The sequence below is a fragment of the Loktanella sp. PT4BL genome, from assembly GCF_003201935.1.
Lineage (GTDB): Bacteria > Pseudomonadota > Alphaproteobacteria > Rhodobacterales > Rhodobacteraceae > Yoonia.
This window is the reverse complement of the sequence record NZ_QJJL01000004.1, coordinates 140,761-166,316: the sequence shown is the minus strand read 5'-3', so window position 1 is coordinate 166,316 and position 25,556 is coordinate 140,761. Positions and strand designations below refer to the sequence as shown.

Annotated in this window: 18 protein-coding genes and 1 pseudogene; 7 read left to right on the top strand and 12 right to left on the bottom strand. The window is 55.8% G+C overall.

Features of this window, described 5'->3' with window-relative positions; translation table 11 throughout:
• Nucleotides 1–5 precede the first annotated feature (5 nt).
• The gene (locus tag C7964_RS14700; RefSeq protein WP_110280420.1) at nucleotides 6–1,217 is read right to left on the bottom strand and encodes an SAM-dependent methyltransferase; all 1,212 of its coding nucleotides are present in this window, start codon (nucleotides 1,215–1,217) and stop codon (nucleotides 6–8) included.
• A gap of 277 nt (nucleotides 1,218–1,494) precedes the next feature.
• Here C7964_RS14700 and C7964_RS14695 point away from each other — a divergent pair, with 277 nt between their 5' ends.
• Nucleotides 1,495–2,379: a UTP--glucose-1-phosphate uridylyltransferase gene (locus C7964_RS14695; protein WP_110280419.1), complete on the top strand. Its 885-nt coding sequence runs from the start codon at nucleotides 1,495–1,497 to the stop codon at nucleotides 2,377–2,379.
• Nucleotides 2,380–2,404: 25 nt separating this feature from the next.
• Here C7964_RS14695 and C7964_RS14690 read toward each other — a convergent pair whose 3' ends face one another.
• Genes C7964_RS14690 through C7964_RS14665 form a run of 6 tightly spaced genes read right to left on the bottom strand, consistent with a single transcriptional unit; the run spans nucleotide 2,405 to nucleotide 8,546 of the window.
• Nucleotides 2,405–2,947: a nucleotide exchange factor GrpE gene (locus C7964_RS14690; protein ID WP_110280418.1), complete on the bottom strand. Its 543-nt coding sequence runs from the start codon at nucleotides 2,945–2,947 to the stop codon at nucleotides 2,405–2,407.
• 28 nt (nucleotides 2,948–2,975) lie between these two features.
• A complete protein-coding gene (locus C7964_RS14685) occupies nucleotides 2,976–4,379 on the bottom strand; it encodes a DegQ family serine endoprotease (protein WP_110280417.1) in 1,404 nt (467 codons plus the stop codon).
• A gap of 57 nt (nucleotides 4,380–4,436) precedes the next feature.
• Nucleotides 4,437–4,946: an Hsp20/alpha crystallin family protein gene (locus C7964_RS14680; protein ID WP_110280416.1), complete on the bottom strand. Its 510-nt coding sequence runs from the start codon at nucleotides 4,944–4,946 to the stop codon at nucleotides 4,437–4,439.
• A 44-nt stretch (nucleotides 4,947–4,990) separates the two neighbouring features.
• Nucleotides 4,991–5,392, bottom strand: a complete 402-nt coding sequence (locus C7964_RS14675) for an Hsp20/alpha crystallin family protein (protein ID WP_110280415.1) — start codon at nucleotides 5,390–5,392, stop codon at nucleotides 4,991–4,993.
• A gap of 24 nt (nucleotides 5,393–5,416) precedes the next feature.
• Nucleotides 5,417–5,860: an Hsp20/alpha crystallin family protein gene (locus C7964_RS14670; protein ID WP_110280414.1), complete on the bottom strand. Its 444-nt coding sequence runs from the start codon at nucleotides 5,858–5,860 to the stop codon at nucleotides 5,417–5,419.
• 43 nt (nucleotides 5,861–5,903) lie between these two features.
• Nucleotides 5,904–8,546: an erythromycin esterase family protein gene (locus C7964_RS14665; RefSeq protein ID WP_110280413.1), complete on the bottom strand. Its 2,643-nt coding sequence runs from the start codon at nucleotides 8,544–8,546 to the stop codon at nucleotides 5,904–5,906.
• 200 nt (nucleotides 8,547–8,746) lie between these two features.
• Here C7964_RS14665 and C7964_RS14660 point away from each other — a divergent pair, with 200 nt between their 5' ends.
• The 3 genes from C7964_RS14660 to C7964_RS14650 all read left to right on the top strand — a co-directional run bounded on the left by C7964_RS14660 (nucleotide 8,747) and on the right by C7964_RS14650 (nucleotide 18,778).
• The gene (locus tag C7964_RS14660; protein ID WP_110280412.1) at nucleotides 8,747–9,013 is read left to right on the top strand and encodes a hypothetical protein; all 267 of its coding nucleotides are present in this window, start codon (nucleotides 8,747–8,749) and stop codon (nucleotides 9,011–9,013) included.
• A gap of 286 nt (nucleotides 9,014–9,299) precedes the next feature.
• Nucleotides 9,300–10,322, top strand: coding sequence for a universal stress protein (locus C7964_RS14655; RefSeq protein WP_110280411.1), 1,023 nt, complete (start codon nucleotides 9,300–9,302; stop codon nucleotides 10,320–10,322).
• A complete protein-coding gene (locus C7964_RS14650; protein ID WP_110280410.1) occupies nucleotides 10,322–18,778 on the top strand; it encodes a glycoside hydrolase family 94 protein in 8,457 nt (2,818 codons plus the stop codon). Before C7964_RS14655 ends, C7964_RS14650 begins: the two co-directional genes overlap by 1 nt.
• A 126-nt stretch (nucleotides 18,779–18,904) precedes the next feature.
• On the opposite strand, the gene C7964_RS14645 is transcribed toward C7964_RS14650, so the two are convergent.
• Nucleotides 18,905–19,723 (bottom strand): class II glutamine amidotransferase, encoded by an 819-nt coding sequence (locus C7964_RS14645; RefSeq protein ID WP_110280409.1) that lies wholly within the window; start codon nucleotides 19,721–19,723, stop codon nucleotides 18,905–18,907.
• Nucleotides 19,724–19,854: 131 nt separating this feature from the next.
• On the opposite strand from C7964_RS14645, the gene C7964_RS14640 reads away from it, so the two are divergent.
• Nucleotides 19,855–21,261, top strand: coding sequence for a preATP grasp domain-containing protein (locus C7964_RS14640; protein WP_110280408.1), 1,407 nt, complete (start codon nucleotides 19,855–19,857; stop codon nucleotides 21,259–21,261).
• A gap of 440 nt (nucleotides 21,262–21,701) precedes the next feature.
• Here C7964_RS14640 and C7964_RS14635 read toward each other — a convergent pair whose 3' ends face one another.
• The gene (locus tag C7964_RS14635) at nucleotides 21,702–22,100 is read right to left on the bottom strand and encodes a c-type cytochrome (RefSeq protein WP_181417202.1); all 399 of its coding nucleotides are present in this window, start codon (nucleotides 22,098–22,100) and stop codon (nucleotides 21,702–21,704) included.
• Between the two features lie 180 nt (nucleotides 22,101–22,280).
• Here C7964_RS14635 and C7964_RS19770 point away from each other — a divergent pair, with 180 nt between their 5' ends.
• Entirely contained in the window at nucleotides 22,281–22,670 is a 390-nt protein-coding gene (locus C7964_RS19770; RefSeq protein ID WP_146214872.1) for a hypothetical protein, read from the top strand.
• A 135-nt stretch (nucleotides 22,671–22,805) separates the two neighbouring features.
• On the opposite strand, the pseudogene C7964_RS20345 reads toward C7964_RS19770, so the two are convergent.
• From C7964_RS20345 to C7964_RS14625, 3 genes and pseudogenes are all read right to left on the bottom strand, one after another.
• Nucleotides 22,806–22,946 (bottom strand): annotated as a pseudogene (locus C7964_RS20345) (DUF5681 domain-containing protein); the annotation flags it as partial.
• Between the two features lie 104 nt (nucleotides 22,947–23,050).
• On the bottom strand, nucleotides 23,051–23,497 hold the full coding sequence (locus C7964_RS14630) for a c-type cytochrome (protein ID WP_181417201.1): 447 nt from the start codon (nucleotides 23,495–23,497) through the stop codon (nucleotides 23,051–23,053).
• A gap of 405 nt (nucleotides 23,498–23,902) precedes the next feature.
• Complete coding sequence (locus C7964_RS14625; RefSeq protein ID WP_110280406.1) at nucleotides 23,903–24,673, bottom strand: recombinase family protein; 771 nt, start codon at nucleotides 24,671–24,673, stop codon at nucleotides 23,903–23,905.
• A 139-nt stretch (nucleotides 24,674–24,812) separates the two neighbouring features.
• Here C7964_RS14625 and C7964_RS14620 point away from each other — a divergent pair, with 139 nt between their 5' ends.
• Nucleotides 24,813–25,070, top strand: coding sequence for a hypothetical protein (locus C7964_RS14620; RefSeq protein ID WP_110280405.1), 258 nt, complete (start codon nucleotides 24,813–24,815; stop codon nucleotides 25,068–25,070).
• The last annotated feature ends 486 nt before the right edge of the window (nucleotides 25,071–25,556 follow it).

The window sequence follows — 25,556 nt, the reverse complement described above, 5'->3', positions numbered from 1 at the left end:
TGCGATTATTTCGCGGTCTGTGGCTGATAAAGATAGTCGCGCGTCAGAGGCACGGCATCAATGCGGCGCGTCAGTTGAAACTGGAACACTGCCTGCCGTCCATGCCGAAAGGTCTGTTCGCAGGCCGCCAGATAGAAGCGCCACATGCGTACAAAACGGTCATCATAGAGCGCGCGAACCTTATCTTCGTTAGCCGCGAACCTTTCGGACCAGTGCCGCAACGTCTCGGCGTAATGTAGGCGCCAGACCTCGACATCAGCCGTCCACAGATGCGAGGTTTCGACGGATTGCATGACCTCTGACATGGTCGGAATATAGCCTCCGGGAAAGATATACTTGGCAATCCACGGATTGGTGGCATCCGGTGGACCCGTCCAGCCGATTGTGTGCACCAAGGCGATCCCATCGGGGGACAGCCTATCGTGAATGCTTTGGAAGTAAGCGTGATAGTGCGGCAATCCAACGTGTTCGAACATGCCCACCGACACAATCCGGTCGAATGTCCCCGTCACGTCGCGATAATCGCACAGTTGAAAGTCTACGCGGTCGGCCAGCCCTTCGCGATCTGCGGTCTCCGAGGCGTAGGCGTATTGCTGTTGGGATAGTGTAATGCCAAGGACCTGGGCGCCAAAATCCTGCGCCAGCGTGCGCGCCATGCCGCCCCAACCGCAACCGATATCCAGCACCCCCATCCCGGGTTCGATCATCAGCTTGCGCGCGATGTGATATTTCTTGTTGGTCTGGGCCTGTTCCAGTGTGTCGTTTGGATCACGGAAATATCCGCAAGAATACTGCCGGTCAGGATCAAGAAAGAGATCATAGAGCGTATCTGACAGATCATAGTGATGCGCCACGTTGCGCCGTGCTCGCAGAGCGACGTTATTTTGTGTGAACCGGCGCAGCGCGATCCGCAGTCTCGGCAACAGTCTTTGCCACCAGACACCGGGCGCGTTCCGATAGTTTTTCACGATCAAACCCAGAAAGCTGTGCAAATCGCCTTCCGTGATTGTCAGCGTGCCGTTCATATAGGCCTCGCCCAATGCCAGTTCAGGATTCAGCACGAGATGTCTGACGGTCGCCACATTGTGCAATTCGACATGTAGGAGGACACCGGATCCGTCACCGTAGTGAAGACGTTGACCGTTCGGCAAGGTCACCTGCAGGCTGCCTTTTTGCAACAGGCGGCGCAGCATCAGGTCGAATGCGCGATCCCACATCCTATCGGCATCTCGTGATGGCTGGCCACAATGGCCGGCTCAAACTGCAGCACATGATTATTCCTTTTTTGTCTGCGAACATTCACAGAACTTAGCACCTGCGCCAGAACACAAATTGAGCATTGTCAAAACCGGAGCAACCATTGAGATAAGTCAATCCGGCTTTGGTTTTTCGGGTCACTAAGAAGCCTGACGGCCGCCGGAAGGTCGGCTGTAAGGCGTTTCGTGTCTGACCGGCATCGCAGCCAAATCATTCAAGTTGCAGGGAGGTTCGGCAATGACACAATCAAAGGTACGAACAGTGATCTTTCCTGTGGCCGGCCTGGGTACAAGATTTATGCCGGCAACCAAAGGAACGCCAAAGGAACTGCTTCCCGTCATCGACACACCGTTGATCCAATATGCGATAGACGAGGCACGCGAAGCCGAAGTGGATAGAATGATATTTGTCAGCCATCCATCAAAGGCAGCCATTAAGCATTACGTTTTGGATGACACCCAGTTGCGGATGACTTTGACCCATCACGGCAAACCTGAACTGGCATATCAACTGCAAGCCGCGGCGCTGGACACCCGCACGTGCGAGATCATATTCGTGAATCAACCTGAACCACGTGGTTTGGGTGATGCGGTCGCATGCGCGCGACCACATCTGCTGGACGGCCCTGTGGCAGTCATCTTGCCTGATGACCTGATCCTTGGCGAGCCGGGATGCCTGCGCGAGATGGTCAATGCCTATGATCGCGACAAGGCGGGACATCTGATTGCAGTCATGGAAGTGCCGAAAGCGCTGACAGGGCAATACGGCATTCTGTCTGTCACCTCGCAAGAGGGGCACTTTGTCCTATCCGACGGGATTGTCGAAAAGCCAGCACCTGACAAGGCCCCATCGCAGATGGCGGTTGTTGGGCGCTATATCCTTGACCCCATCATCTTCGACGCGCTTGCCCACCAGGCCCCGGGTGTTGGCGGTGAGATCCAGTTGACCGATGCGATTGCACAAAGTGGCAGAAAGGCCGGAATTGCCGGCTTTCGCTTCTCGGGGCGTCGGTTTGATTGTGGCTCCAAGCAAGGAATGCTGGCGGCGACACTGTTTATGGCCCACAAGGATCCGGCATATACCGAGGTCCTTGCAGCCTTTCAGACATCCGGTGATTACTAGCCCCGCAGGTGACGCTGCCGACCCATCAAGAGCTCTCATCTTTCACGGTTCTACTTGGGCTTGCGCTGACGGTCACATGGGCGGGTCGGATCAGTCGTTTTCCAATCGCCAGCCCGGGACGATGCAGAACAAGAACTTCGCCTGCTTTGGTCCGGTCTGTTTCTTCGATTTGCATGGCTTCGTGCAGCATTGGATCAAACGGCGTGTTTTTCGGCGCGATGGTCCTGACCCCAAGCGCCTTCAGCCCGGTTTCGAACGCGGATCTGATGCTGTTCAGGCCTTCCAAATGCGCGACGATTTGGGGGGTTTCCGCGTCAGGGCCGGCATGACCAGCCTCAATCGCGCGACAGACCGCGTCATATGCCGGGGCAAGGGCTTCAACCGCGACCGCGACGCCATAGTCGTGCCCTTCAACACGTGCACGATCCGCGCGTTTGCGGGCGTTTTCTGCGTCAGCGAGCGCGCGTTTCCATTTGTCTGTCAGCTCTTCCAATGCGATCTTCGGGTCCGGGACCGCCGTGTGGGTGTCATCGCGGTGGTCTTCGCGCTTGGTTTCGTCCTTGTCCATGACAGGGTCCTTTCTTGAAGTTTAGCGATCACCGGATCAGCAGGAAAACACGGGCTGTTCCGCGTTGGATCGTGAGTGCCAGAGCCCCTTTGACGGCCGCCGATTCTTCGCGCAGTTCGGCGACTGATCCCACGGCAACGCGGTTCACAGCCAAGATGACATCACCCGCCTGCAGTCCCGAGCGTGCCGCGCGGCTGTCGGCATCCACTTGGGCGACGATGACGCCGGATACATCACCAAAAAGCGGATCATCCGGCGCAAGATCGCGCAGATAGGCACCTGAAAGCTGATCAAATCCGCGGTCGGTCTGGCGTGTGTGCGTTTGGCCGCCCTCGCGCAATGTTACTGTAATTTCAATTTGTTCACCGTCGCGCAGAATACCGATTTCGATCTGAGCACCGATCCGTCTCAGCCCGATCTGACTCCGCAGATCGGCTGCACCAACCACAGGGCGACCATCAACCGCAACGATCAGATCACCGGCCTGCATTTGCGCCTCTTCTGCCGCACTTCCGGGTTCAACCTGCGTGATTACGGCACCGACACCTGTGTCCATGCCTAAAGCTTCGGCGAGGTCAGGGGTGAAATCCTGCACCCTGACACCAAGTTGGCCGCGCTGGACCTCACCAAATTTGATAAGCTGGTCAACAACCGCTTCTGCCATATTCACGGGCACGGCGAAACCAATACCGACATTGCCGCCGGATGGCGCGATAATCGCTGTATTGATGCCAACCAATTGACCGTTCAGTGTTACCAATGCGCCGCCCGAATTGCCGGGATTGATCGAGGCATCGGTTTGAATGAAATCCTCGTAACCTTCGATGTTCAGCCCGCTGCGACCCAATGCGCTGATGATGCCGGATGTCACCGTTTGGCCCAGGCCGAACGGATTTCCGATCGCCAGAACATAGTCGCCTACTTCCAATCTGTCGCTATCGCCCAGATCAAGGGCCGTTAATCCGCTGGCCTCAATCTTGAGCAGGGCAATATCCGTTCCTGGGTCATTGCCGATCATTTCCGCCTCAAACTGGCGCTGGTCTTTCAGCGTCACGAGAATCCGCTCACCGTTTTCGACGACATGGGAATTGGTCAAGACGTATCCCTCATCCGCATCAATGATAACACCCGATCCCGCGCTCATCTGGCGGCGTTGCCGGGGCTGCTGGGGCATCGGTTGCATGTCGAAAAACCGTCGGAAAAACGGATCATTGAAGAGCGGGTTCATGTCGAGTGTCTGGAGGCTTTCAACGGATACATTTACGACAGCGGGGGTCACTTCGGCCAACAAGGGCGCCAATGTAGGCAACCCGTCGTCATTGAGAAACAACGGTCTGTCAGCTGTTTGTGCAATGGCTGGTGACGTGACGGTCAGCGTCGCAATCCAGATCGCAACAAAGGCGTGACGGAAGCGAGGAAGTACAGCGCGCATCTCTTGTCTCCGTTTCAATCCGTATGCGGGGGCCAGGGATACCCGGCCCCTGCAGTGTCATGCTGCCTTGACAGGTATGTGTTTGATTTTGGCCTGCGCTTCGGGCGTTTTGGGCAAGCTGATTGTCAGAACGCCGTTCTTGAAGGTTGCGTCGGCTTTGTCGGCGTCAACGCCCGCTGGCAACGGGACAGTGCGATAGAAGGACCCGTAAGAGCGTTCGGACATATAGACACCCTTGCGTTCTTCTTCGTGCTCGACCTTCTTCTCGCCGCGTATGGTTAAGGCGTCATGCGACAGGGAGATGTCGATGTCATCCTGTGTCATACCGGGCAGTTCGACTGACACGTCCACATTTTTGTCTGTCTCGGTGATGTCGGTGCTGGGGCCGAACATACCCATTGTATCGCGGCGTCCGGTCCAGCCATTTTCAACCTTGTGCCAGAAATCCTCGAACACATGGTTGATGTCCCGTTGCAGTGAAACCAGGGGATTGGTACTGTCATTGCCTTCGCCTGAAGGGGTCTTGTCCTTGTGCCGACCCCATGGGATTAGATCGCTGATTTGCATTTTTTGGTCCTCCGTGAATTGGTTTGATCTGTCGCAAAGGCGGATTAAGCTGCCTTTACTGTTATTTTCTTGGGTTTGGTTTCTGCTGAGCGTGGCAGTTCAAGCCGGAGAACCCCGTTCTTGAATGCTGCATTGATCTTGTCCTGATCAATTTCGTCCGACAGCGTGAAGACGCGGATGTAGTCGCCGACGCGGTATTCGGACGACAGTGCCCGATAGCCTTCGGGTGCATAGGGCGTGGCCTTGCCGCGCAATGTCAGAACCTGCCTTTCAAGCGTCACATCGACGTCATTGGGCGCCACGCCCGGCATATCGGCCACGATTACCGTGGTGTCGTCACGTTCAAAGATATCGACAGCGGGCGTGAACGCCATCGCGCGGCGATTTGCATCGCCATTCGTGGTGGCAATATCGCTTGTTTCTTGTGTGGCCAGTTCCTGTGCCATGATGTTCTCCTTTCAAGTGTGACTTCAGGATGCTTTGATTTTGATGTGTTTTGGCTTGTCGGCGTCAGGACGCTGCATTTCGACCGTAAGCACGCCGTTTTCAAAGCGGGCATCCACGCGCTCGGGGTCGACACGGAACGGTAGTTCGATTGTGCGCAAGAACGCTCCCTCTACCCGTTCACGGCGGTGCCAGACGAGATCATCACCTGTTTCGGGTTCGGGGAAGTTGGCGCGGATTGACAGCGTCGTGTCCTGAACGGTCAGTTCGATGTTGTCTTCTGTCAGACCTGGCAGTTCACTCGTCATCAAAACGCTGTTTTCACCAGCCCAGAAGTTGACTGCCGGGTATGTCGCGGGCTGACCTGCAGTGCGTGTGCCGTCGAACAGGCGGTTCATCGCACTTTGCATCCTGCGCATGTCCGCAAACGGGTCCATTGTGCGCATTGGAGAAAAAGTTGTTTGTAGCATTGCAGTACTCCTTTTCATTTGTAGTGGCGGTTGCTGCGCGTCATCACAGGCCGAAAGGATAGGTTTCGTCTTCGGTCGTATTTGTCAGGGTCGGCAGCGGAGTGATCGCCTGTGTTTTGTCAAACCAGACGAAAGCGTCATATTGATCAGGCAGGATCGCAGGGCTGTAGTGGCTCGCACGTTCGGTTTCAGGGCGATAGATTACGCCGATATACCGCTCTAATCTTGGTTTGCTTAGAAGTTCGTTGAGAGGGCCAGAGCGGTCGGATCGGAAATCCCAAAGGAACCGCGCATGCCCGACATCATGGCAAAGCGCCTCATAGCTGTCGGGACGGGGCGGGCGGATATCCTTGGTTTCCATCGGTGCGTCCCATTCAGACGCGGCAGCCACTGTACCCGATGCCGTCCCAAACCCGATCAATGCGGCTGCATTTCCGTATTCCTCACGGCAAAGCTGGCCGATGTTCAATTCTCCGCGTGTGCGGCCCATGTCTGTGTGGCGTGCATCGCCAATATGGGAATTATGCGCCCAGACGACCGCCTTTTTGTCCGGTCCGGCATGGGCCAGAATATGACGGAGTGTCTGGAACATATGCTGGTCACGCAGGTTCCAAGACAGGTGCGATCCGTAATACATTATCCGGTAGTATTTCTCGGCCGAAGCAACAAGTCGCGCGTTCTGCGTAGCGTCAAAGAATTGTTCGCCATCCTTACTGGAATAAGCCAGTTGCTTTTTGAACAGATCGGACAGAATTTGCAGGACCGGTTTTTCGCAGACACTAAAGCCAGGCGTCAATGCTGCGCGGCCGTAAGCGACAGGGTCATTCGACCACGCCAGCAAACATCCATACCGCGAACGGGCGACTGCTGCCGCTGTTTCGTCAACGCGGTCAAGATAGGCAAGAACAGCCGCGATCGACGCATTCATGTTATACAAATCGAGGCCGTAGAACCCGACACGATCTTCGGCCTCTTTCGTACTGTTGTGGTTCTGCAAAAACCGCGTGAATTCATCAAATTCGGCGTTGCGCCACATCCATGTGGGAAAGCGTTGGAAAGGCGCAGAGAGGATCGGCCGGTGCGGCTTGAGCCGGATGTCACGATCTACCGCTGCAGCATCGGGCCAATCGGCCTCAACCGCGACAATTGAAAACCCGTGCTCTTCGATAAGGCGGCGGGTGATCGCGGCCCGTGCGCGATAAAACTCTGACGTGCCATGAGATGCCTCGCCCAGCAGTACGACACGCTTCGACCCAAAGCGGTCAAAGGCTTTTGCGAAGTCGGGATCGGTGATTTCGGGTAGCGGCTCCGCTGCGTCACGCAGGATTGCAGGCGCGGTAGGGCGCTCTGGTGGTGCGATAGGTCGGACGGGGGTCGGTACAAGATGCGATTTGAACCAGTTCGCGGCCAGATCAATAGCCTTGTCCAATGTGCCACGCTCTTCGAAAAGATGTCCGGCACCAGTGACGATTTCCAGACCTTTCGTGCAGGTCAGCGCGGCAAGGGCTGCTTCGTTCAACCTGATAACGTCGTGATCCAGACTGCCCACGATCAGCAGTGTCGGGCTGGTCACCATCGGCAAATGATCCATCGCCATATCGGGGCGTCCGCCGCGTGAAACGACGGCAGCAATTCTGCCGTTCAATTCGGCGGCAGCAACAAGTGCCGCAGCCGCACCGGTACTGGCCCCAAAAAAACCAAGCGGCAAATCTGCAATATCGGGTTCCGAGGCGACCCATATGCAAGCCTCAATGACACGGTCAGCCAGCAGCGGGATATCGAAGACATTGCGTCTGTCCAGACCCTCTCGGGGCGTCAACAAATCAAAAAGGAGTGTCGCAAACCCTTGTTTGTTTAGCTGTTCTGCAACATAGGTATTGCGCGGGCTCAGCCTGCTGGATCCGCTGCCGTGGGCAAACACAACAATTCCGCGCGGGTCAGGAGGTACGGTCAGATTACCCACCAGCTCCAGCGGCGGTATCGCGACCTGCCGTTTGTGCATCTGGCCCTTCTGGCCGGTGTTTTGGGTCGGTGCCGTGATCTGATCAATTAGAGACACCGTTTCGGTATCTGACAGTTGATGGAAATCGCGGTAGAAACCACCGACACCCCTGAACGCAGTGGCGGGATGCAGGCAAATGACATCATCGGCCTGATCCGAGATTTCGTCCAGTGCCGTTTTTGGTGCGACGGGCAATGCAACGACGATCCGCGCGGGGGCACTGCGTTTCAAGCCGATCAGCGCGGCCTTCATTGTGGCGCCTGTTGCCAATCCGTCATCCACAATAATGACAGTCCGGCCAGCCGGATCAAGACGTGGGCGATCGCCCAGATAAATTGCCTTGCGGCGGGCGAGTTCGGCCCTTTGATCGGCTATTGCTTTGTTCAGATAGGCATCATCCGCACCAGACATACGCCGCACATCTTCATTGATGACAACTTCGCTGTTTGCGCCTTCGACAATCGCGCCAAGTGCGACTTCCGGGTTTCGGGGCGCCCCGATCTTGCGTACCAGAAGCAGATCAAGCGGTGCGCCAAGCATTTTCGCGACCTTGACCGCGACGGGGACACCCCCGCGCGGCAATGCATATACAAGCGGATGATCTAGTTCGAGCTGAACAAGGATTTCGCCAAGCTTGCGGCCAGCGTCTTCTCTTCCAGCGAATCTTTGTATGATGTTTTCCATGCGGCGCACGTTGCAATGCAGGCAAGACCGACACATTGAGATTCATCAATTCAGGGCCTCAGTCAAAAGCAGCCAATCAGCGCATCCATGCCGGTTTGCAGAATTGAGTTTCGGGAATTGACCCAGATCAGTCGGCTTAAATATTTTTCCGTTACCAGTCTTAGTCATTCTGTTTTCATGCACGGAGTTTGGCGCCCAACATGAGTGACAAAGATATTGTGAGTGATCTCGTCCGTATGTTCGGACACGGTAGGAAGGCTTTGTCGTCTGGTACTTTGGCTACGCACGCCGAGCTGACCAGTGAGCTGCAAAAATATGTTCACACGCTCGGACCAACGCCCAAAAGATGCCTTGAGGCACTTTCCGATCTGGGTCTGACAGACGCAGAAATTGGCCGTTATTTCCGGATCCCGGATAATGTGGTTACGCAGCTGCGCGAGCTCTGGAAGATCAAGGGAACCGTCTAGCGCCGCAAGAGGCGCTTTTTTGGGGTCTAGATGGCGGTTGCATCCGTTCGGCGCGGGCAGCCAACGCGTTTCCATCAAAACCCGAGGTTCCTGACACTAGCGAATTGACAATAATCAATCTGCGGAATGTGCGTTGGTCTATTTTGCTTCTGCCCGCTCGCATATTACCAGTCCGCAATGATCTGTCATTGAGGTCTTGTTCGCAGGAGCAGTGTTTCGGCGATCCTGCAGGGTTGGATGCGCCTAGTTAATGCTGGATGCCCGTTCATAAAGGACTCGCAAAAAGATGACCTCATCGCAACCCCGTTTGTCAGTAACCAAGGACCAGCGTTCAAACGCAAAACCATCTATTGCACCGTCTGACGTTCTGGTTTTTATCGAAGATGGGCATGTCAGCGAGGCCAGCATCAACCATGCGCAACATGTGGCCCGCGCGCTGGGTGGTAGCGTGGAGCTGCTGCAAGTCATTTGTGAAACGGCTGGTGGTGACGGTCCGACTGATCCTGTGGATTGGGATATCAAAAAGCACCTGGCGCTGAAGCGGCTGGACAGTCTTAGCAAGACATCTCTAGGCGACGATGCGCCTTGCCGGGTTAGACTATTGGAAGGGGAACGCTTTAGCCAAATCAAGTCATTGATGGACAGTCGGACCGGCGACATCGCGGCCTCATTGCGGTCGCGCAGCGATGGTGGCGGGTATCTGGGCGAGACGGCTTGGGCCCTTCTTATATCAAAAAGTGCTGCCGTCCTGATGATCCCCGACACCGCCACGGGCGTCTCGGGTACACCGTATCGCCGGATTATGGTGCCACTGGACGGGTCGCCACGCGCCGAATCTGCACTCCCAATGGCAGTCAAAATCGCGCAAGCTGACAAAGCCGAAGTGATGCTGTGTTACGTGCCGCCTGATACTGGCCTGACAGAGATCTCAGGGGCCTCACAGGAGGCCCTGGATCTGCACGATCAGGTGCGCCGTCTCAACACAAAAGCGGGCAAAGGGTATCTTGAACGTACCAAGAAACGAATTGCGCACAATGGTCTGACAGTTTCAGTCAAGGTTTCCAAGAGCGGCGATGCGCGGCGGTCCCTGATTGACACTATGTCACGTGAAGATATCGACTTTGTCGTCATGGCGACGCATGGGCAAAGTGGGCATTTGGACGTGCCTACCGGCGACGTCGCCCGTTTCGTGCTTGAAAAGGCAAATATTCCGGTGCTGCTGGTTCGAAACAGAAACGGGCATTTCGGCAGTCATACATTCGGCCACGTGTCGTCAAAAGGTGTTCGGAAACCGACTGGGACCGACTGATGGATGACTTCGCGACAGAACGGGACGTCCCCAAGCGCTTGGCGGACGCTGAGCCGCTGAATGCGGCTGTTGTTCCAGGACCTCCTCAAAAGCTGGCGATCTATCGCGCGTTGCCCACCATGGATGAATGGTTCGAGAAGGTTCGTGCCTTTTGCACCGATCCGCCACCCGATCACGCACGGGTCGCAGACTGGATCCTTGATAACGACTATCAGGTCAGACGCGCGCTGCGACGGTTGGATAAGGATTTGCCACGGCAATTCTACGACAAGTTGCCCGCCATCGCGGGGAAGAAGGAGGCAGGGCCGCCGCGGGTTTACGTGCTGGCGCAGGCCTTGTTGGGTTCGCTGAACGCCCAGATCACCCAGACATCCATGGTTGATTTTATTGCGCAATATCAGACGACTGCGCCGCTGGGGAATGCTGAGCTCTGGGCTATCCCATCAATGCTGCGGCTAGCATGCCTACAAAACCTTGTTGATGCGGTCGCCGCCATTGATCCAGATTTGGCACTGCACGCAGCGGTCTATTACCCAGCGACCGTTGATGCGACGCCTGTCGATCTTATCGCGCATGCGATCACCAATCTGATTGCAGTCGACAGCATCAAATGGGCGGATTTCGTTGATCAGGTGAGCTGTATCGAGGCTGAACTGACGCATGACCCCGCCGGCGTCTATGCAGCCATGACATTCGAGACCCGCAACCGTTACCGACGCGTGGTCGATCAACTCGCGTGGCGAAGCGGCAAGTCCGAAACGGAGGTCGCCCGTGCGGTGGTTGAAAGGGCCCGAAACGAGGACATCTCCAGCAGTCGTTGCCATGTCGGATATTGGTTGATTGATGCGGGATTGCGGCAACTCGAAAAACAACTGCAGTGCCGGACATCCCCTTTTGTGGTCATTAAGCGCTGTTTATGGCGCTACAGGCAATCCCTCTATGCTGCGGGACTGATCTTGCTGGTGGGCGCGGCGATCAGTTTATCCGTCGCTTATCTCTGGCGTCATGATGCGACTATCGGTCAATGGGTATTGGGGCTGACACTCACGTTTCTACCCGCGACAATCCCGAGTGTGTGGTTCGGTCATTGGATTATCACACGACTAAGCCGACCTGACGTCCTACCCGAAATGGATTTTTCGAAAGGGATTGCAAAAGACTGCGCCACCGCGATCGTTATTCCTGTCATCATCGCGACACCCGCCGAAGTGGACGAAATCGCGCAAAAGATTGAACTGCTGCGCATCGCCAATCCTGACCCCATGTTCCGATTTGTCATTCTATCGGACCTAGCTGATGCACAGACCCAGACACTGCCAGAAGATGACGTGATCGAAGCAGCTCTCAGAGAACGGATTGATGATTTGAATGGCCGCTATAAGACGCGGTCCAGCCCGCCATTTGTGTTGTTGCATCGCCGTCGCAAATACAATCCGGCAGAAGGGTGCTGGATGGCGTGGGAACGCAAGCGTGGCAAAATTGAAGACTTCAACCGCTATGTCCTGGGCACTGGCAATGATGCATTCGACGTGGTTGCAGGACCGGTGGATGTGTTGCGGGGTATCCGCTATGCGATCACGCTGGATGCGGATACCAAGATGCCACCGGAGTCAGGCGCGCGGCTTGTGGGCATTCTGGCACATCCGCTGAATCGGGCTGTTGTGGATCAAGAAAGCGGGCGGGTCGTGGCCGGCCATGCCATCCTGCAGCCGCGGATTGAGATTTTACCGAAGCTTGGGAAAGGCACGCATTTCACGCACCTCTATGCCGGAGATACTGCCATCGACATTTACAGCAGGGCCGTATCGGACGTCTATCAAGACCTGTTCGGGACAGGTATCTATGTGGGCAAGGGGATCTATGATATCGCGGCTTTGCATGCAAGTTTGCAAAGCCGCGTCCCTGACAATCATGTACTAAGCCATGATCTTTTCGAAGGGCTGCACGGGCGGGCCGCTTTGGTCAGCAACGTGGTGCTTTATGAGGACTTGCCCGCAACCTACCCTGACTATGCAATGCGGCAACACCGTTGGATGCGCGGTGACTGGCAGCTTCTACCTTGGCTTGGCCGCAAAGTTCCTATGGCCGACGGCAAGAGCGCTAGAACGGATTTTTCTGGGTTGGACCGTTGGAAACTGGTGGACAACCTGCGCCGCAGCCTGATGTCGCCTGCGCTCTTGCTGTTTCTGATCGGCGGCTGGCTGTTAATGCCGGGAAGCGCGTTGGTCTGGACGGGTTTGGCCATCGCTGCGCCAGGCAGCTATCTTATCGGAGAAGCTTTTGCCATTGCCACGGGTGGCATCCAGCGCGGCGCTTTGGGACGTGCCGTCCATAATATCAGGACGACATTCGGGCGATGGTTCTTTTTCATCGCCTTTCTGGTCAGCGATACCGTCATCGCTCTTGATGCGATATTGCGAACACTCTGGCGCGTCTATGTGAGCGGAAAGAACAGGTTGGAATGGACTTCCGCCGCACATGCCTCAGAAAAGCTGTCACGCGACAGTATCCGGCAGATGTCATGGACATTGATGTGGCCATCTTCGGCGATTGCCTTGGTGATGGCTGCATATCTGCTACAATATGATCCGCATGGATTTTGGGCGGCGGGCCCGGTATTGGCGCTTTGGCTGATCGCGCCTGAGATATCTGTCTGGAGCGCGCGGCCAAGATATTTTCGCGCACACGCGCTTACCGCACAGGAACGCGATTTCCTCACCCGCGTTGCGCGGCGTACATGGCACTTTTTTGAAACATTCGTTGGGCCGAAAGACAATTGGCTGCCACCGGACAATTATCAGTTTGGCCACAAGGAAGAGATCGCCCACCGCACATCGCCAACGAACATCGGGATGTTCCTCGTGTCGGCATTGGCGGCGCGCGACATGGGGTTTATCACAACGAGCGATTTTGCTGTCCGGGCGCGCAATACCCTGAATACGCTGGGCCGCATGACAACGTATCGTGGTCATGTACTGAACTGGTATGACACCCAAACGCTGGAGCCGTTAGAGCCACGTTATGTGTCAACCGTTGACAGCGGTAACCTTGCGGTGGCGCTGGTGACGCTGAAACAGGGATGCCTTGAATTGACTGAAGGTCCGCTGATCGGATCTGACAGTCTCAGTGGTCTTGAGGTGGTGTTGGACCTGCTGTGTACGGCGCTGCGTGATGTGTCGGGGCGGGATCATTCGGCTTTGGATACAACCGAGCGGGCCATCCGCAGTGAGCTTTCCTATGCGCAGACGTCACCGTTGCGATGGAAAGCGGCCTTTGCCGCAATTGACAGGACGCATTGGCATGAACTTGAGGTTCTTGCGCTTGAGGCAATCGAGAAATCACCGGATATTTCCAGCGAACAAGCACGAGATATCACGACATGGTTGGAACGTTTCCGCCATGATCTGCATGCGATTGCGCGCGATATTGATATGTTCTTGCCCTGGTTGACCGTTCTGGCCGCGCGTCCGAATGCACTCTCGACTATCGCCGGTCAGATCGCTGAACAGTTGCACCCCTCTGGTGCATGGGAAGGCGAAGATGTTTCGTTCGAAACATTCGCCGCGATGCTGGCAAGCTTGCAGGCAGAGCATCCGGAAACCTGTGCTGAGGCACAGACATGGCTGGATCTGCTGCGCCAATCCATTTCCGAGGGTTTCGCCCAGCAAGAGGCCATGCGCGATACTCTGCGAGACATTGCCACAAAGTCAGATCAGCTGGCATTCGGCATGGATTTTGCGTTTCTCTACGATGCCTCCGTGCGGCTGTTCTGGATCGGTTATAACCAGAGCCTTGGGAAGATGGACAACAGCCATTACGACCTGCTCGCGACAGAGGCCCGTTTGGCCAGCTATTTTGCAATCGCCAAACATGATGCACCGGTTGAGCATTGGTTCTCTTTCAGCAGGCCGATCACCAGATTACAGGGCAAACCTTCGATTCTGTCGTGGAACGGATCAATGTTCGAATACCTGATGCCGCCGCTGTTCCTACCCAGTTACCGGGACACGCTGTTGGGTGAAAGCGAATTGACAGCGGTGGATTTCCAGCGCTCCTATTGCCACGACCGGGGTGTGCCATGGGGTATTTCGGAATCGGCTTTTGGCACGACGGATACACGCGGGACGTTTCAATACCGTGCCTTCGGAGTGCCCGGTCTGGGTATCCGCAGGGGATTAACCGATGATCTGGTCATTGCACCCTATGGGTCGGCTTTGGCGCTTTGCGGTTGGCCAAGGGCTGCAGCTGAAAACCTGGACGTTTTGGCGCAGATTGGAGCACTGACCAGATACGGTTTCATCGAAGCGCTCGATTTCACCCCTGAGCGGATCTCGACAGACCGCGATTTTGTCGCGGTTACCACGTTCATGGCGCACCATCAGGGTATGATTCAAACGGCGATCGTCAACGCCCTCCAGAACGACACCATGGTTCACCGCTTTTTGCGTGAAAAAACAATCCGCGCCATGGACCTGTTGCTGCAAGAGCGCGTCCCCTGGGATGCGCCACTGGAGCTGGGTCGCGCCGACGAACGTTGGGATCACCCCGCAGAAACGCATCAAGCGCCCGAATTGGCATCATGGGTGCCATCGCCGGATCTGGCCGTGCCGCAGGTGCATTTGTTGAGCAATGGCCGCATGTCATCGCTAATCACGCAAGGCGGTGGTGGAGGGCTGCGATTGAACGGCACCGCTTTGACGCGGTGGCGCCCCGATCCTGTGCGCACGGGCGACGGGATCTGGCTTTATCTTCAGGATGCCGAAAGTGGTGATCTGTGGTCACTGGGGTCCGTGCCAATAGCGCGCGATGATGTGGAAACAAAGTGTGTCTTCCATCAGCACATGGTTGACCTGCTGTCTAGGCATGATGGCATCGTTGCGCGTATGGATGTTACGGTGGCCCCTTCTGATGACGTTGAGATCCGTCGCGTCACCCTGACCAACGAAAGCGACGTCACGCGCATTCTTGATCTGACAACCTTTGCCGAAGTGACGATTGCACCGCCACTTGAGGATGAGCGACACCCGGCATTCAGCAAGCTGTTTGTCCACAGTGCGTATTTACCCGAGGAACAGGCTTTGCTTTTCACACGCAGGCCCCGCCGCCCGGAAACGAAGCCGCCCGTGTTCCTGCACAAACTCGTCTCCGACGATCCCGAGATCGTCGTGACCGCGTGGGAAACCGAGCGCCGGCATTTTCTGGGCCGGAACCGGACGGCACGCGCGCCCGAGGGTCTGCTGAACGGGCTCAGTCAAAGCGCGGGTTGGACGCTTGATCCGGTCATGTCGCTTCAGGTGCGTGTGACGCTGAAACCAATGGAAACCCGGGAGCTTGTGTTTCTCAGCGTCGCCGCCGCGTCGCGCAAGGAGGCTGTGCAGACCGCCCGACGCTATCCGCTTGCCATGATCGACCATACATTCCGTGACGCATTGATGGAGGCAGCGCGCAAGGTGCGCAGACTGGGGATCGCAGCCGAGCATCTGCCGGAATTGCAGGTCTTGTCGTCGTTGGTCGTGCACACGCACCCGACATATCGCACAGCGCCGCCCACTGATGCAGGGGAATGGCATGGCCAGCCTGACCTTTGGCGTTTCGGCATTTCCGGGGACTACCCGATTTTGCTGCTTAAGCTGTCGGATTCTGACACCGCGCCACTGCTGGATATTTTGGTGCGCGGTCACCGGCTGTGGTACAACGCTGGCTTGTATGTTGACCTGGTTATTCTGCGTGATGCGGCGACCAGTTATGAAGAGCCGCTGCGTGAAAAGGTGCTTTCCGTCATCAGTGACACCCAGGCAACAGGCATGTTGGGGATGCGCGGCGGTATTCACTTGCTGGCGGGCGACCAGATGTCCGCCCAATTGCGGCGCGGGCTAGAGGCATCAGCGGCGGTTATGTTGCTAGATGAGAATAAGACCCTGCGACAGATTTTGGATTTGGCCGTGCAGGCGCGTGATCAGCTCCCCCTATTTCTGCCAGAACAGCCCATCTCTGAACCTTCGGTCAGCGCGGTTGCCAGGCCGGACGATTTGCAGTTTGACAACGGATATGGCGGGTTTGATCCGGACAACGGCGACTATCTGATCCACCTTGCACCTGGTATCCGCACACCTGCACCTTGGTGCAATATCCTGGCGAACGACAGTTTTGGCTGCCTTGTCAGTGAGGCAGGGTTGGGGATGAGTTGGGCCGTCAATAGCGGCGAGCATCGCTTGACGCCGTGGTCGAATGATCCGGTCACTGATGCGCCTGGCGAAGTGGTTTATCTGCGCGATGAAGCCAACGGGGCTGTCTGGACAACGACACCACAACCCAAGGGGCAGGATGCCGACTGTCAGATAAGGCATGGCGCGGGGTTCACGCAGTGGACAAAGAACAGTCATGGATTGCGCCAAGAGATGTTGTGTTTTGTACCTGTCGATGATCCGGTCAAGGTGGTTCGACTGCGGTTTGCCAATCCTTCGGATCAGCCCCGTCGGATGACAGCCACATATTATGCACATTGGTTGCTGGGTGCCTTGGGTAGTGCATCCTGCCCCCATACTATCAGTCGCTATGATGCAACGTTGCAAGCCATCACCGGTCGCAATTTGTGGAACGTAGAATTTGCATCGCACACGGCGTTTTTGACAGCAACCAAGCCCGCCCATAGCGTCACCGGAGATCGTGCGGTCTTCTTGGGTCGCGAGGGTGATGTAACTGACCCGGATGGTTTGCGACGTTGGGATCTGGGCGGGCATTTTCCACAGATCGGCGACGCATGCGCGGCCTATCAGGTACATTTGGAGATACCCGCGCATGGACACACGGATGTTGCTTTTGTGCTTGGTGAAGTAGGGAGTGCGGCCGAATTGGCCCCGATGATCGAGAAATGGCGGAACCCGGAAACGACGCAACACGCGTTCGAAACCTTGCAGGCGACATGGGCCAAACGGCTTGGGGCTGTTCAGGTGAGAACGCCCGATCCAGCGTTTGATCTCGTGATCAATCGGTGGTTGGCATACCAGAATTTGTCTTGCCGTCTTCTGGCACGTGCAGGATTCTATCAGGCGGGGGGTGCTTATGGCTTCCGCGACCAGTTGCAGGATGTGCTAGCGTTGCTGCTGACCGATCCAGCGAAGACGCGTCAACAGATTCTGCGCGCCGCTCACTATCAGTTTGAGCAAGGTGACGTATTACACTGGTGGCACCCGCCGCTGGGGCGCGGGGTACGCACGCGGTGTTCTGATGACTATGTGTGGCTGGCCTATGTGACGGGGCGATATATCGAAGCAACAGGTGACACGGATATACTTGATGTCGAAATCCCGTTCCTGCGCGCACCTGAACTGGGTCCCGAGGAACATGACCGTTACGCCCTGTTCGAAACGGGCGAAGTTGGCACATTGCTCGATCATTGTATGCGCGTCATGGACCGGATGATGGTAACGGGGTCGCATGGTTTGCCGCTGATCGGTGGTGGTGACTGGAATGACGGAATGGACCGTATCGGTGATAAGGGGCAGGGCGAAAGCGTCTGGCTTGCGTGGTTCCAGATTGCGGCAATCAGCGTCTTTTCACCCGTAGCGCGAAAGGCGGGGCAGACGGATGCTGCAGACCGTTGGCAAGCATACGCCGCTGAAATGGCTGACGCACTTGATCGGCATGGGTGGGATGGTGGCTGGTATCTGCGGGCCTTTGACGATGACGGTATGCCATGGGGGGCGGCACAGAACGATGAATGCCGGATTGATCTTATTGCGCAGGCATGGTCGGTCTTATCGGGGTTGCCGTCGGACGCGCGCGCGCAATCTGCTTTGCGATCGGCAGTCGGCAATCTTGTTGATGATCAGGACCGGCTCATCCGACTTTTGACACCGCCATTTGACAAGACCGACCGCGATCCTGGCTATATTCGGGCCTATCCGCCTGGGGTGCGCGAAAACGGCGGGCAGTATACGCATGCTGCGGCATGGCTGGGTATGGCTTATGCGAAGATCGGGGACGGTAACCGTGCGCATAATGTATTTGACATCATTAACCCCATTGGTCGGACCAGCACGTTGCGTGACGCAGAGCATTACCGCTGCGAACCCTACGTACTTGCCGGTGATGTATCGGGCGTAGGGGCGCAGACTGGTCGAGGGGGGTGGTCCTGGTACACGGGTGCTGCCGGTTGGACATGGCAGTTGGGTGTTTCAGGCATTCTGGGCATCCAGCCAGAGCCAGATGGTGTACGGTTGGATCCTTGCCTGCCGGTCAGCTGGGGGCATGTCGAGATTATCCTCGAAAGTGAGCATGGTCGGATCGACCTAACGATCAAAGATCCTGAGAAAATCGGTCATGGTCTGACGCGGATTGCGGTCGACCAGTATGCGATAGAGGGGCAAGTGGTCCCCTATCCGGGCAAAGGACATAGCTGTCAGGTTGTTGTCACCATCGTCGCATCGCCCGAGACGCCGACACACGCAGAATAATCTGGGCAAAAGTGCTGCCACAGAGGCATTTGGCGCACTGAAATTACGTTTTGTGCTCACTTGTTGCGTCTGCTGCGGAAAGCTGAGACCGGTTCACATTCGCTTGGCAGGACGCGACCACTTGGCCTAGCGGCTCAATGGCTCCATATCCAGCCGATAGTCCTCGGCCACGGTGTAGATCGTTTTGTTCGGTACCTCGTACCAGATCTCGTCAGGTGTCACTGGTTCGGACGCGATTTCAACCGCGCGGTAGTCGGTGTCGTGTTCATGATGCACGTGCGGCTTGCCGCAGATAGGGCAGTCGTAAACATGTTCCCGCACCAGATAGTGCAGTGACCGGTTATAGCGCGAACCGATCAAATGATGCCCGTCGGTCAGCACAATATTCAGCCCCACAGGCCTGTCCGGTGCTATTTGCGCAGACCACGCGATCACCTGTTCCAGCCCTGCGCGAACGGTTTCTTTCAACCCCCTTTCGGGATGCTGCAGAAAGAGGCTCATGAGATAGCGAAAAACATGCTCGCTGTCAGTGGTTCCTGCGATTTCAACACGGTGAAGCGGGTCAGTTTTCTCAAGGATCAAAGGGCGGACCTGATCAAATTCCGGTACCGTGCCGTTGTGGGCAAAAATCCATTTGCCGTGGTGAAAGGGGTGCGTGTTCTCAATACTTGTCCCGCCAACAGTTGCGCGACGCACGTGGGCGACAACGGTACGGGCATAGACGCGGGCGGCCTTCTTGGCGAAGTGCTCGCCATGAAAAGCGGCCCATGTCTGTTTTTCTACCAACGGCAGCCCATCATCGTAGTCCGCGACACCCCAGCCATGCCCATGGGAATAGCCCTCCATGTCGCCCTGGCTTTGGGCCATCAGCGCGTTCTGGGATTTGACGAGACCACATTCGACACGGGTCGGTTCATTCGCATGCATAGCATATAAGCGGCACATGGCTGTCCTCCAGATATCTGCGGAACCAAGGATAGCCACGTGGCCGGCGCGTGACTGACATAAATCAGTTTTCATACGTCAAATGTGAGGCAAATTGCCAAACAAGAATCTCATGCAAGGCCAGTCCAGCCATGTCCGACACTACCGCCATAACACAGCGCCTTTTGGCGGACGAACCCGCCTTTGCATGGTCGGGCGAATTCGGCAGTCATAAGGCCCAGGGCAGGGGCACTGGTCCACAGGTATTGATCGGAGATCTTTCCCAAATCGGCCTGCTTCAGGGCCGCGGTGATCCGCCGCTGGATCACCGTCTCGCGCATTTGGCCAGTGCGGGTGATTTCTTGCTGGTGCATGCAACTGATCCCGCATTTCAAGCTTACCTGCAGGAGTATCGAGGGATCAATGGGCTGACAGTTCTGGCTGCCGATCCTGCTGATGAACGCGCCGTTGCGACACAGGCGATGACCATCCCCTATTTGCGTGAGCCGCTTGTTGAGGCAGCGCGCGCGCACGCGGGCTTGACGCTTACGTCTTACCTGACAACCGGAACGATCTGGCACTTGGCACAAGTGATCGGCGCTGCGGCAGGATGCCTCGTGCATGTCAACGGCCCAGCCCCGCAGATTAGCGAGCGCGCCAACGACAAGCTATGGTTTGCACGCATCGCCCGAGACGTGATTGACGACAAAGCCATCCCGCCCACGATGTCCGCCTATGGTCCGAAGGCTGCGGCGGCCCTGGCGCTGCACCTCGGCCGCACCGGCGCGCAGGTGATCGTCAAAGTACCGGACAGTGCGGGGTCGACAGGCAACATCAGGCTCGATGCCACACTTTTGGCCCACCAGACTGTCCAGAGCTTGGAAGGCCTGTTGCTGGGCCGCCTCCATGCGAGGGGCTGGAATGACCGCTATCCAATCCTTGTGGGTGTCTGGGATCGCGACGTGATCAGCAGCCCTTCGGTACAGCTTTGGATACCGCAAACCAAAAGCGGGCCACCTGTGGCGCAAGGTGTATTTGAACAAACCGTATTGGGTACCGAGGCCGCCTTTGTTGGTGCGGTAAGATGCGGCCTGCCTCAATCGTTGCAGGTCAGGCTGATTGACCAAGCTATCCGGATCGGTGGCGTTCTGCAGGCCTTGGGGTACTATGGCAAATGTAGTCTTGATGCGGTCATCTGTGCGCGCGGGACGATCCATTGGATCGAGTGCAACGCACGATGGGGCGGTGTCTCACTTCCGTTGCAGATCCTGCATGATATCGCCCCCGACCATACCTTTGACGGTGTTGTGGTGATCCAGCAGATGATCAACAGCCATCGCATTAGTACGGCAAAGGCGATTGCCGCACTGGACCCGCTTCTTTATCGCTACCATTGCAACGAAGTGCCGTTGCAAGGCGCAGTGATGTTATCACCACCCGCGAGCAAAGAGGGAATAGCAGCCAATTTGCTGGTTTTTGCACCCAGCCAATGTGCTGCCCGCCAGATCGGCCAAGAGGCGCTTGAACGGCTGATCCGCGCTGCTGACTTAACGGTGTGAATTGGTGTCGCGGTCATTTCTTCAGACTGAAATATCAATGATCAAGAGGGCCCGCGACGATTAGAAAATAAATTCCGATCGAGACGTCTGACCCGTCATACTCAAGGCGTGGATGGCATTGCACTCATTTGAGCCAGCTTAAAACTGCCTTGATTTTGTGTCATGCTTCATCATTTTCTGCAGGGCACCAGGCTGTAGGTATGACTATCAGCATGCAACGCAGGCTTCCTCGCACAAATTTACACAATCGGCATCGACCTGATAATGTACTGGAAGCAACGGCAACAAGTCGACCATCCACTTGGCGCAAAGCGATATTTCGGGTGCTCCCGTTCATGTCCCTGTTTGGCGCGGCAGTCGTTCCTGATACAGTTCGAGAGAAACACTGCAAAGACACCATTGGCACCCGCCTGATGGTAGGCACCATTGGTTAGATTTGGCTATTCCTGAATGGATTCCACATAGGTCACCAAACTCAGAATACGGCCCCGTACCATCAATTCGCTTCCATATGGGCCGTAATCGTCCGCAGCCGCAACTGAGAATCTTTCTCCCCAGACCGGCATTGGTGATCCATGTCCTTCGACTTGCGTGCGCCCGTCCACTGTCATGAAGACTTCAAGGAATGGGAAATTCCCTTCATTTTGTGACGACAGCGTTGTGAGACTGGGTACGCTGATGTTCATCAACCGCGAAAACGGCCCGTTTCCTTTGCCGCTTTCTCCGTGACACACAGCACAAGCAGCAGCATACTCATTCTTCCCGATGTCTTCTTGTGCCTGCGCCCCGACGCAACCTAAGAAAAGAATGGTCCCCGCAAGTATGACAACACGTTTCATAGTTTCCTCCTTGAAAAGAGATAATCGTCCAACAAGCATGCGAAGCCGTGAATAACTCGCTAACTTGTCCACAAGGAAACTCAACGAAGCCGCACTTTTAAGTGTTAGCGACTGCGCAGCGCTGGTGACTTGATTTTTGTCAATTACTCTCTGTCTTCGAGAGTGGCACAGCAGTCTGATATGCCCGAGCTAGAGAAACCAAGAACCGAACTTGCGTATTCATATTCGTCTCTCCTTGGTTCCAGAATTGCTTTGCAAAGCGTCTTTCAATCGAGGGGCAAGCCAGACGCCCCCTATCGCCATTTATTTGACTACTTTTGGTTTACGGGTTTTCTGGCTGGCTACCCAATCGACGAACGGTTGAAAGATCTCCGCTGCTTCCTCGAAGCAAGCCTCATGCCAGTATGTTTCAGTATCTTCGTGAAGCAAGACCATGTCATCTCTTGCAAAACACCAACAGCAGACATTTTCCCCTACCGTCCTCTCAAGTTTTTGGTGGCTCATAACAGACCTCATGATCACCCATGCTTGCTGGAAGAAAATATAGAAAGGCAAGAAGGCACGGATTGATAAAAATCATAGTGAACCGTTGTGAGAGAGGTAATGTAAACAGCGGCGTTGGTATTCCCGAACAAACGCCACCGGTCACTCTGGCTCCCCATGGTGTAGTCCTGTAAACAGCCCCTTATGCCGGAGTGACCCCCCTTATGCCGAACAAGAAACGCACTCAGCCTTGGAGATTTCAGTTTCCTTGACCCCGCGCACTGTGATCTTGGTCTCTAGCTCACGCTTGAGGCTGGCGATGAAGCCCTTAGCACCCTTCGGTCGCCCTCTTGGGTTTCCAGACTCACCTTTCTGAACTGTGTGTTTTTAGGAGGCTGGTCATAGCCGCTTTACAGCCCACAGCGGACCTCCGTTCAACTGCTGTTTCCAACTGGCTGTGCGATAACTTAATCGGCTTGAATTGACTCGATGTATTGTACCAACGCGGTGATCCGTCCATGTACCATCGCCTGCATGTCGACGTCGTGTGGTACTGAAGAGGAGCGTTCGCTTGCACTTTCCCAGTATCGCGGGCCCCAGACCGGCATCTCACGACTGCCGTGAGGGTTGATCATGTTCAGCCCGTTAATCACGCGGTACACTTCGTCCGCTGGGTAGACGCCGTTATACTGCGTCGTGATTTGTGTGAGATTGCTAGGCTTGGTGGTCAGAACCTCTGCCACCGGCCCGTCTCCGGAGCCGCCGATCCCATGGCAGGAGGCGCAATTCGCCATGTACTCAATTTCGCCGAGCTTGAGTTGTGTCGCCTCATCCAATGCCATCGAGACATTCGCAGATGCAATGACCCAAATTCCGGCCGCAATCAGCCGCTTTGGAACCATATGATTATTCATTCTTGAGGTCATTCTTTACCCTCCCAGATTAGTGGTCCGCCGCTTCCGTCAAACACTCTTCACACGGCGGCCTCTTCAAACTTGAGCTACATAACATTCCCAGCTTGCTCCAAGTTGACAAAGATCAATGCTTGCTCAGTCCTGCATTGTTACCGCCCGATCCGGAATTGCGCGGCTGGGCTTGAGGGCCCTGCCAGAGCGCCTGGCGTGCATCGCTTGGCCGGTAGTGGCCTGTTGATATTAGCTCCGACGATACAGGTGGAAATGGACGCCAGATGTCGGTGAAAAGGAACGCATCCCCCAGGTGATGCTCCCGTATTTCTAGGACTTCGATACCCGAGGGATGCGCCACGCCATCCATAGCCGGATAAACAGCCAGCCATTCCTGCGCCGTGTTCGGTGGTTCTAAAACAAGCCGAAAGCCGGGTTGTTTGCGTAGTGCGCATCCGTCGCTTTTTTCTGATCGGCTGCAATCAAGGTGCGCGCTTTTCGCAATTGATCCCGGATGCGTTCTTCATTCCACAGGTTACCTTGACCAGTCAGAATGCCGCGTTGGTTGAGGGACTCTGCGATCTCGGCACGCGTTAAGGTATCATCATCTAGCTCCAGCAACACCGTCGCAATTCGGCGCGTCAAAGTATTGGCTTTCTCAGATGCTGCGGCGGAACCAGTCACCTGAACATTGCGAATGTCCGGATTGCCAAACACCACACCTTCGGCGCGTTTCTTTGCCATCCCTTCTTTTGTCGACTTGCTGATAGCTTCACCCTGCTTTTGCGCATAGGCATGCTGACCGGCAACAGAGGCTTCTTCCAAAGACTTCCCATCTACGACCGTTAAGATGTCATCCTTGCTGGGCAACAGTTTTGCAATGTCATCAAATGAACTGGTATCGCGGCTGACACGACTCCAATCATAGGCCAGAAAACGGGCGTCGTTTTCCCGTGCTGCAACAAGTGCATTCTGGAGCCCCCGCCGCTCATTGACACTGGACGAACCCATCCCAGTAGCAACGTCCTCAAAAATCTCGATCAGGTGCCAGTCCATCTTATCGGCAAAGGCACGAATGCCCTCTTTCTGGCTTTCGAGACCAACACCGCTTTTGCCTTGTTTGTCTGTTGAAACTCTCGCGTAGCCCACCACAAGCTGCCGATTCTGCGAACTCTTGCGACTCATTTCTGATATCCTTGGCACATGTGATTAACGTGCTGATATGTATTGGTGTTTTGTGGTGTTGGGAAGGGGAATGTATTGGGCCAAGGGTGTGTAAACCTATCCGATTCCCTTTTGGATTCCACATATTAGGAAAAGGGGTGTGGAAACCAATGTCCAATACAAAGTCGGCGTCTGTTTCCGCTATTTCCGGCTACTAGATTTCATGGATGACCGGCGGCGTATCGCAAACCTTCATCGCGATATCGACGACATGCCGGTGGTGGGTGAAATAGACCGCCTGCCTGCGGCCGCTTATGCTTGCTATTCGGTCCTGTGTAGCGTGTCCGCATGTCACATTATCGGCGAAGCTAACGCCCTGGCGGGTCTCGCAAGGGCTCTGGAATGGTATCACCAGTGAGTCAATTGACGTTCTCGTTCATAGAGGCACGTAGCCATCCAGCTATATGCGTATTCCATTACGTAGCCAAATAGCTTGTGCGCGCGTCTTTGAGCGGTGGGCGGGAAAACACCCTGGAGCGAGAAGACGAGTTCGCCCGACAATTCCAGCTTTACAGCCCTTTGATCAGAGTCCTATGCCTTTCCATCAGCACAGCTCGCCAACTTTGACTCACCGATCAGACCGACGCATCGCACTGGTCATGCGCAATTCGATGTTCACATATCGCTCAGACTCGCTGAGAGCGTTGTCAGAGTGCATCCGTGATCTGTAGCAACACTCCGCTGCTTAAATGCGTAGCGCTCACCTACGAGCGGTTTTGCGAACCCGTGCGCTGCGCGCCATCTGTCGGTCGGACATCTGCGGCGCAAGACAGCCAACAACGACGTGGCTCTCTAAGCGTATGTCTGCTCATGACCAAAGTCCGCAGTCTTTCGTCGGTCAGTT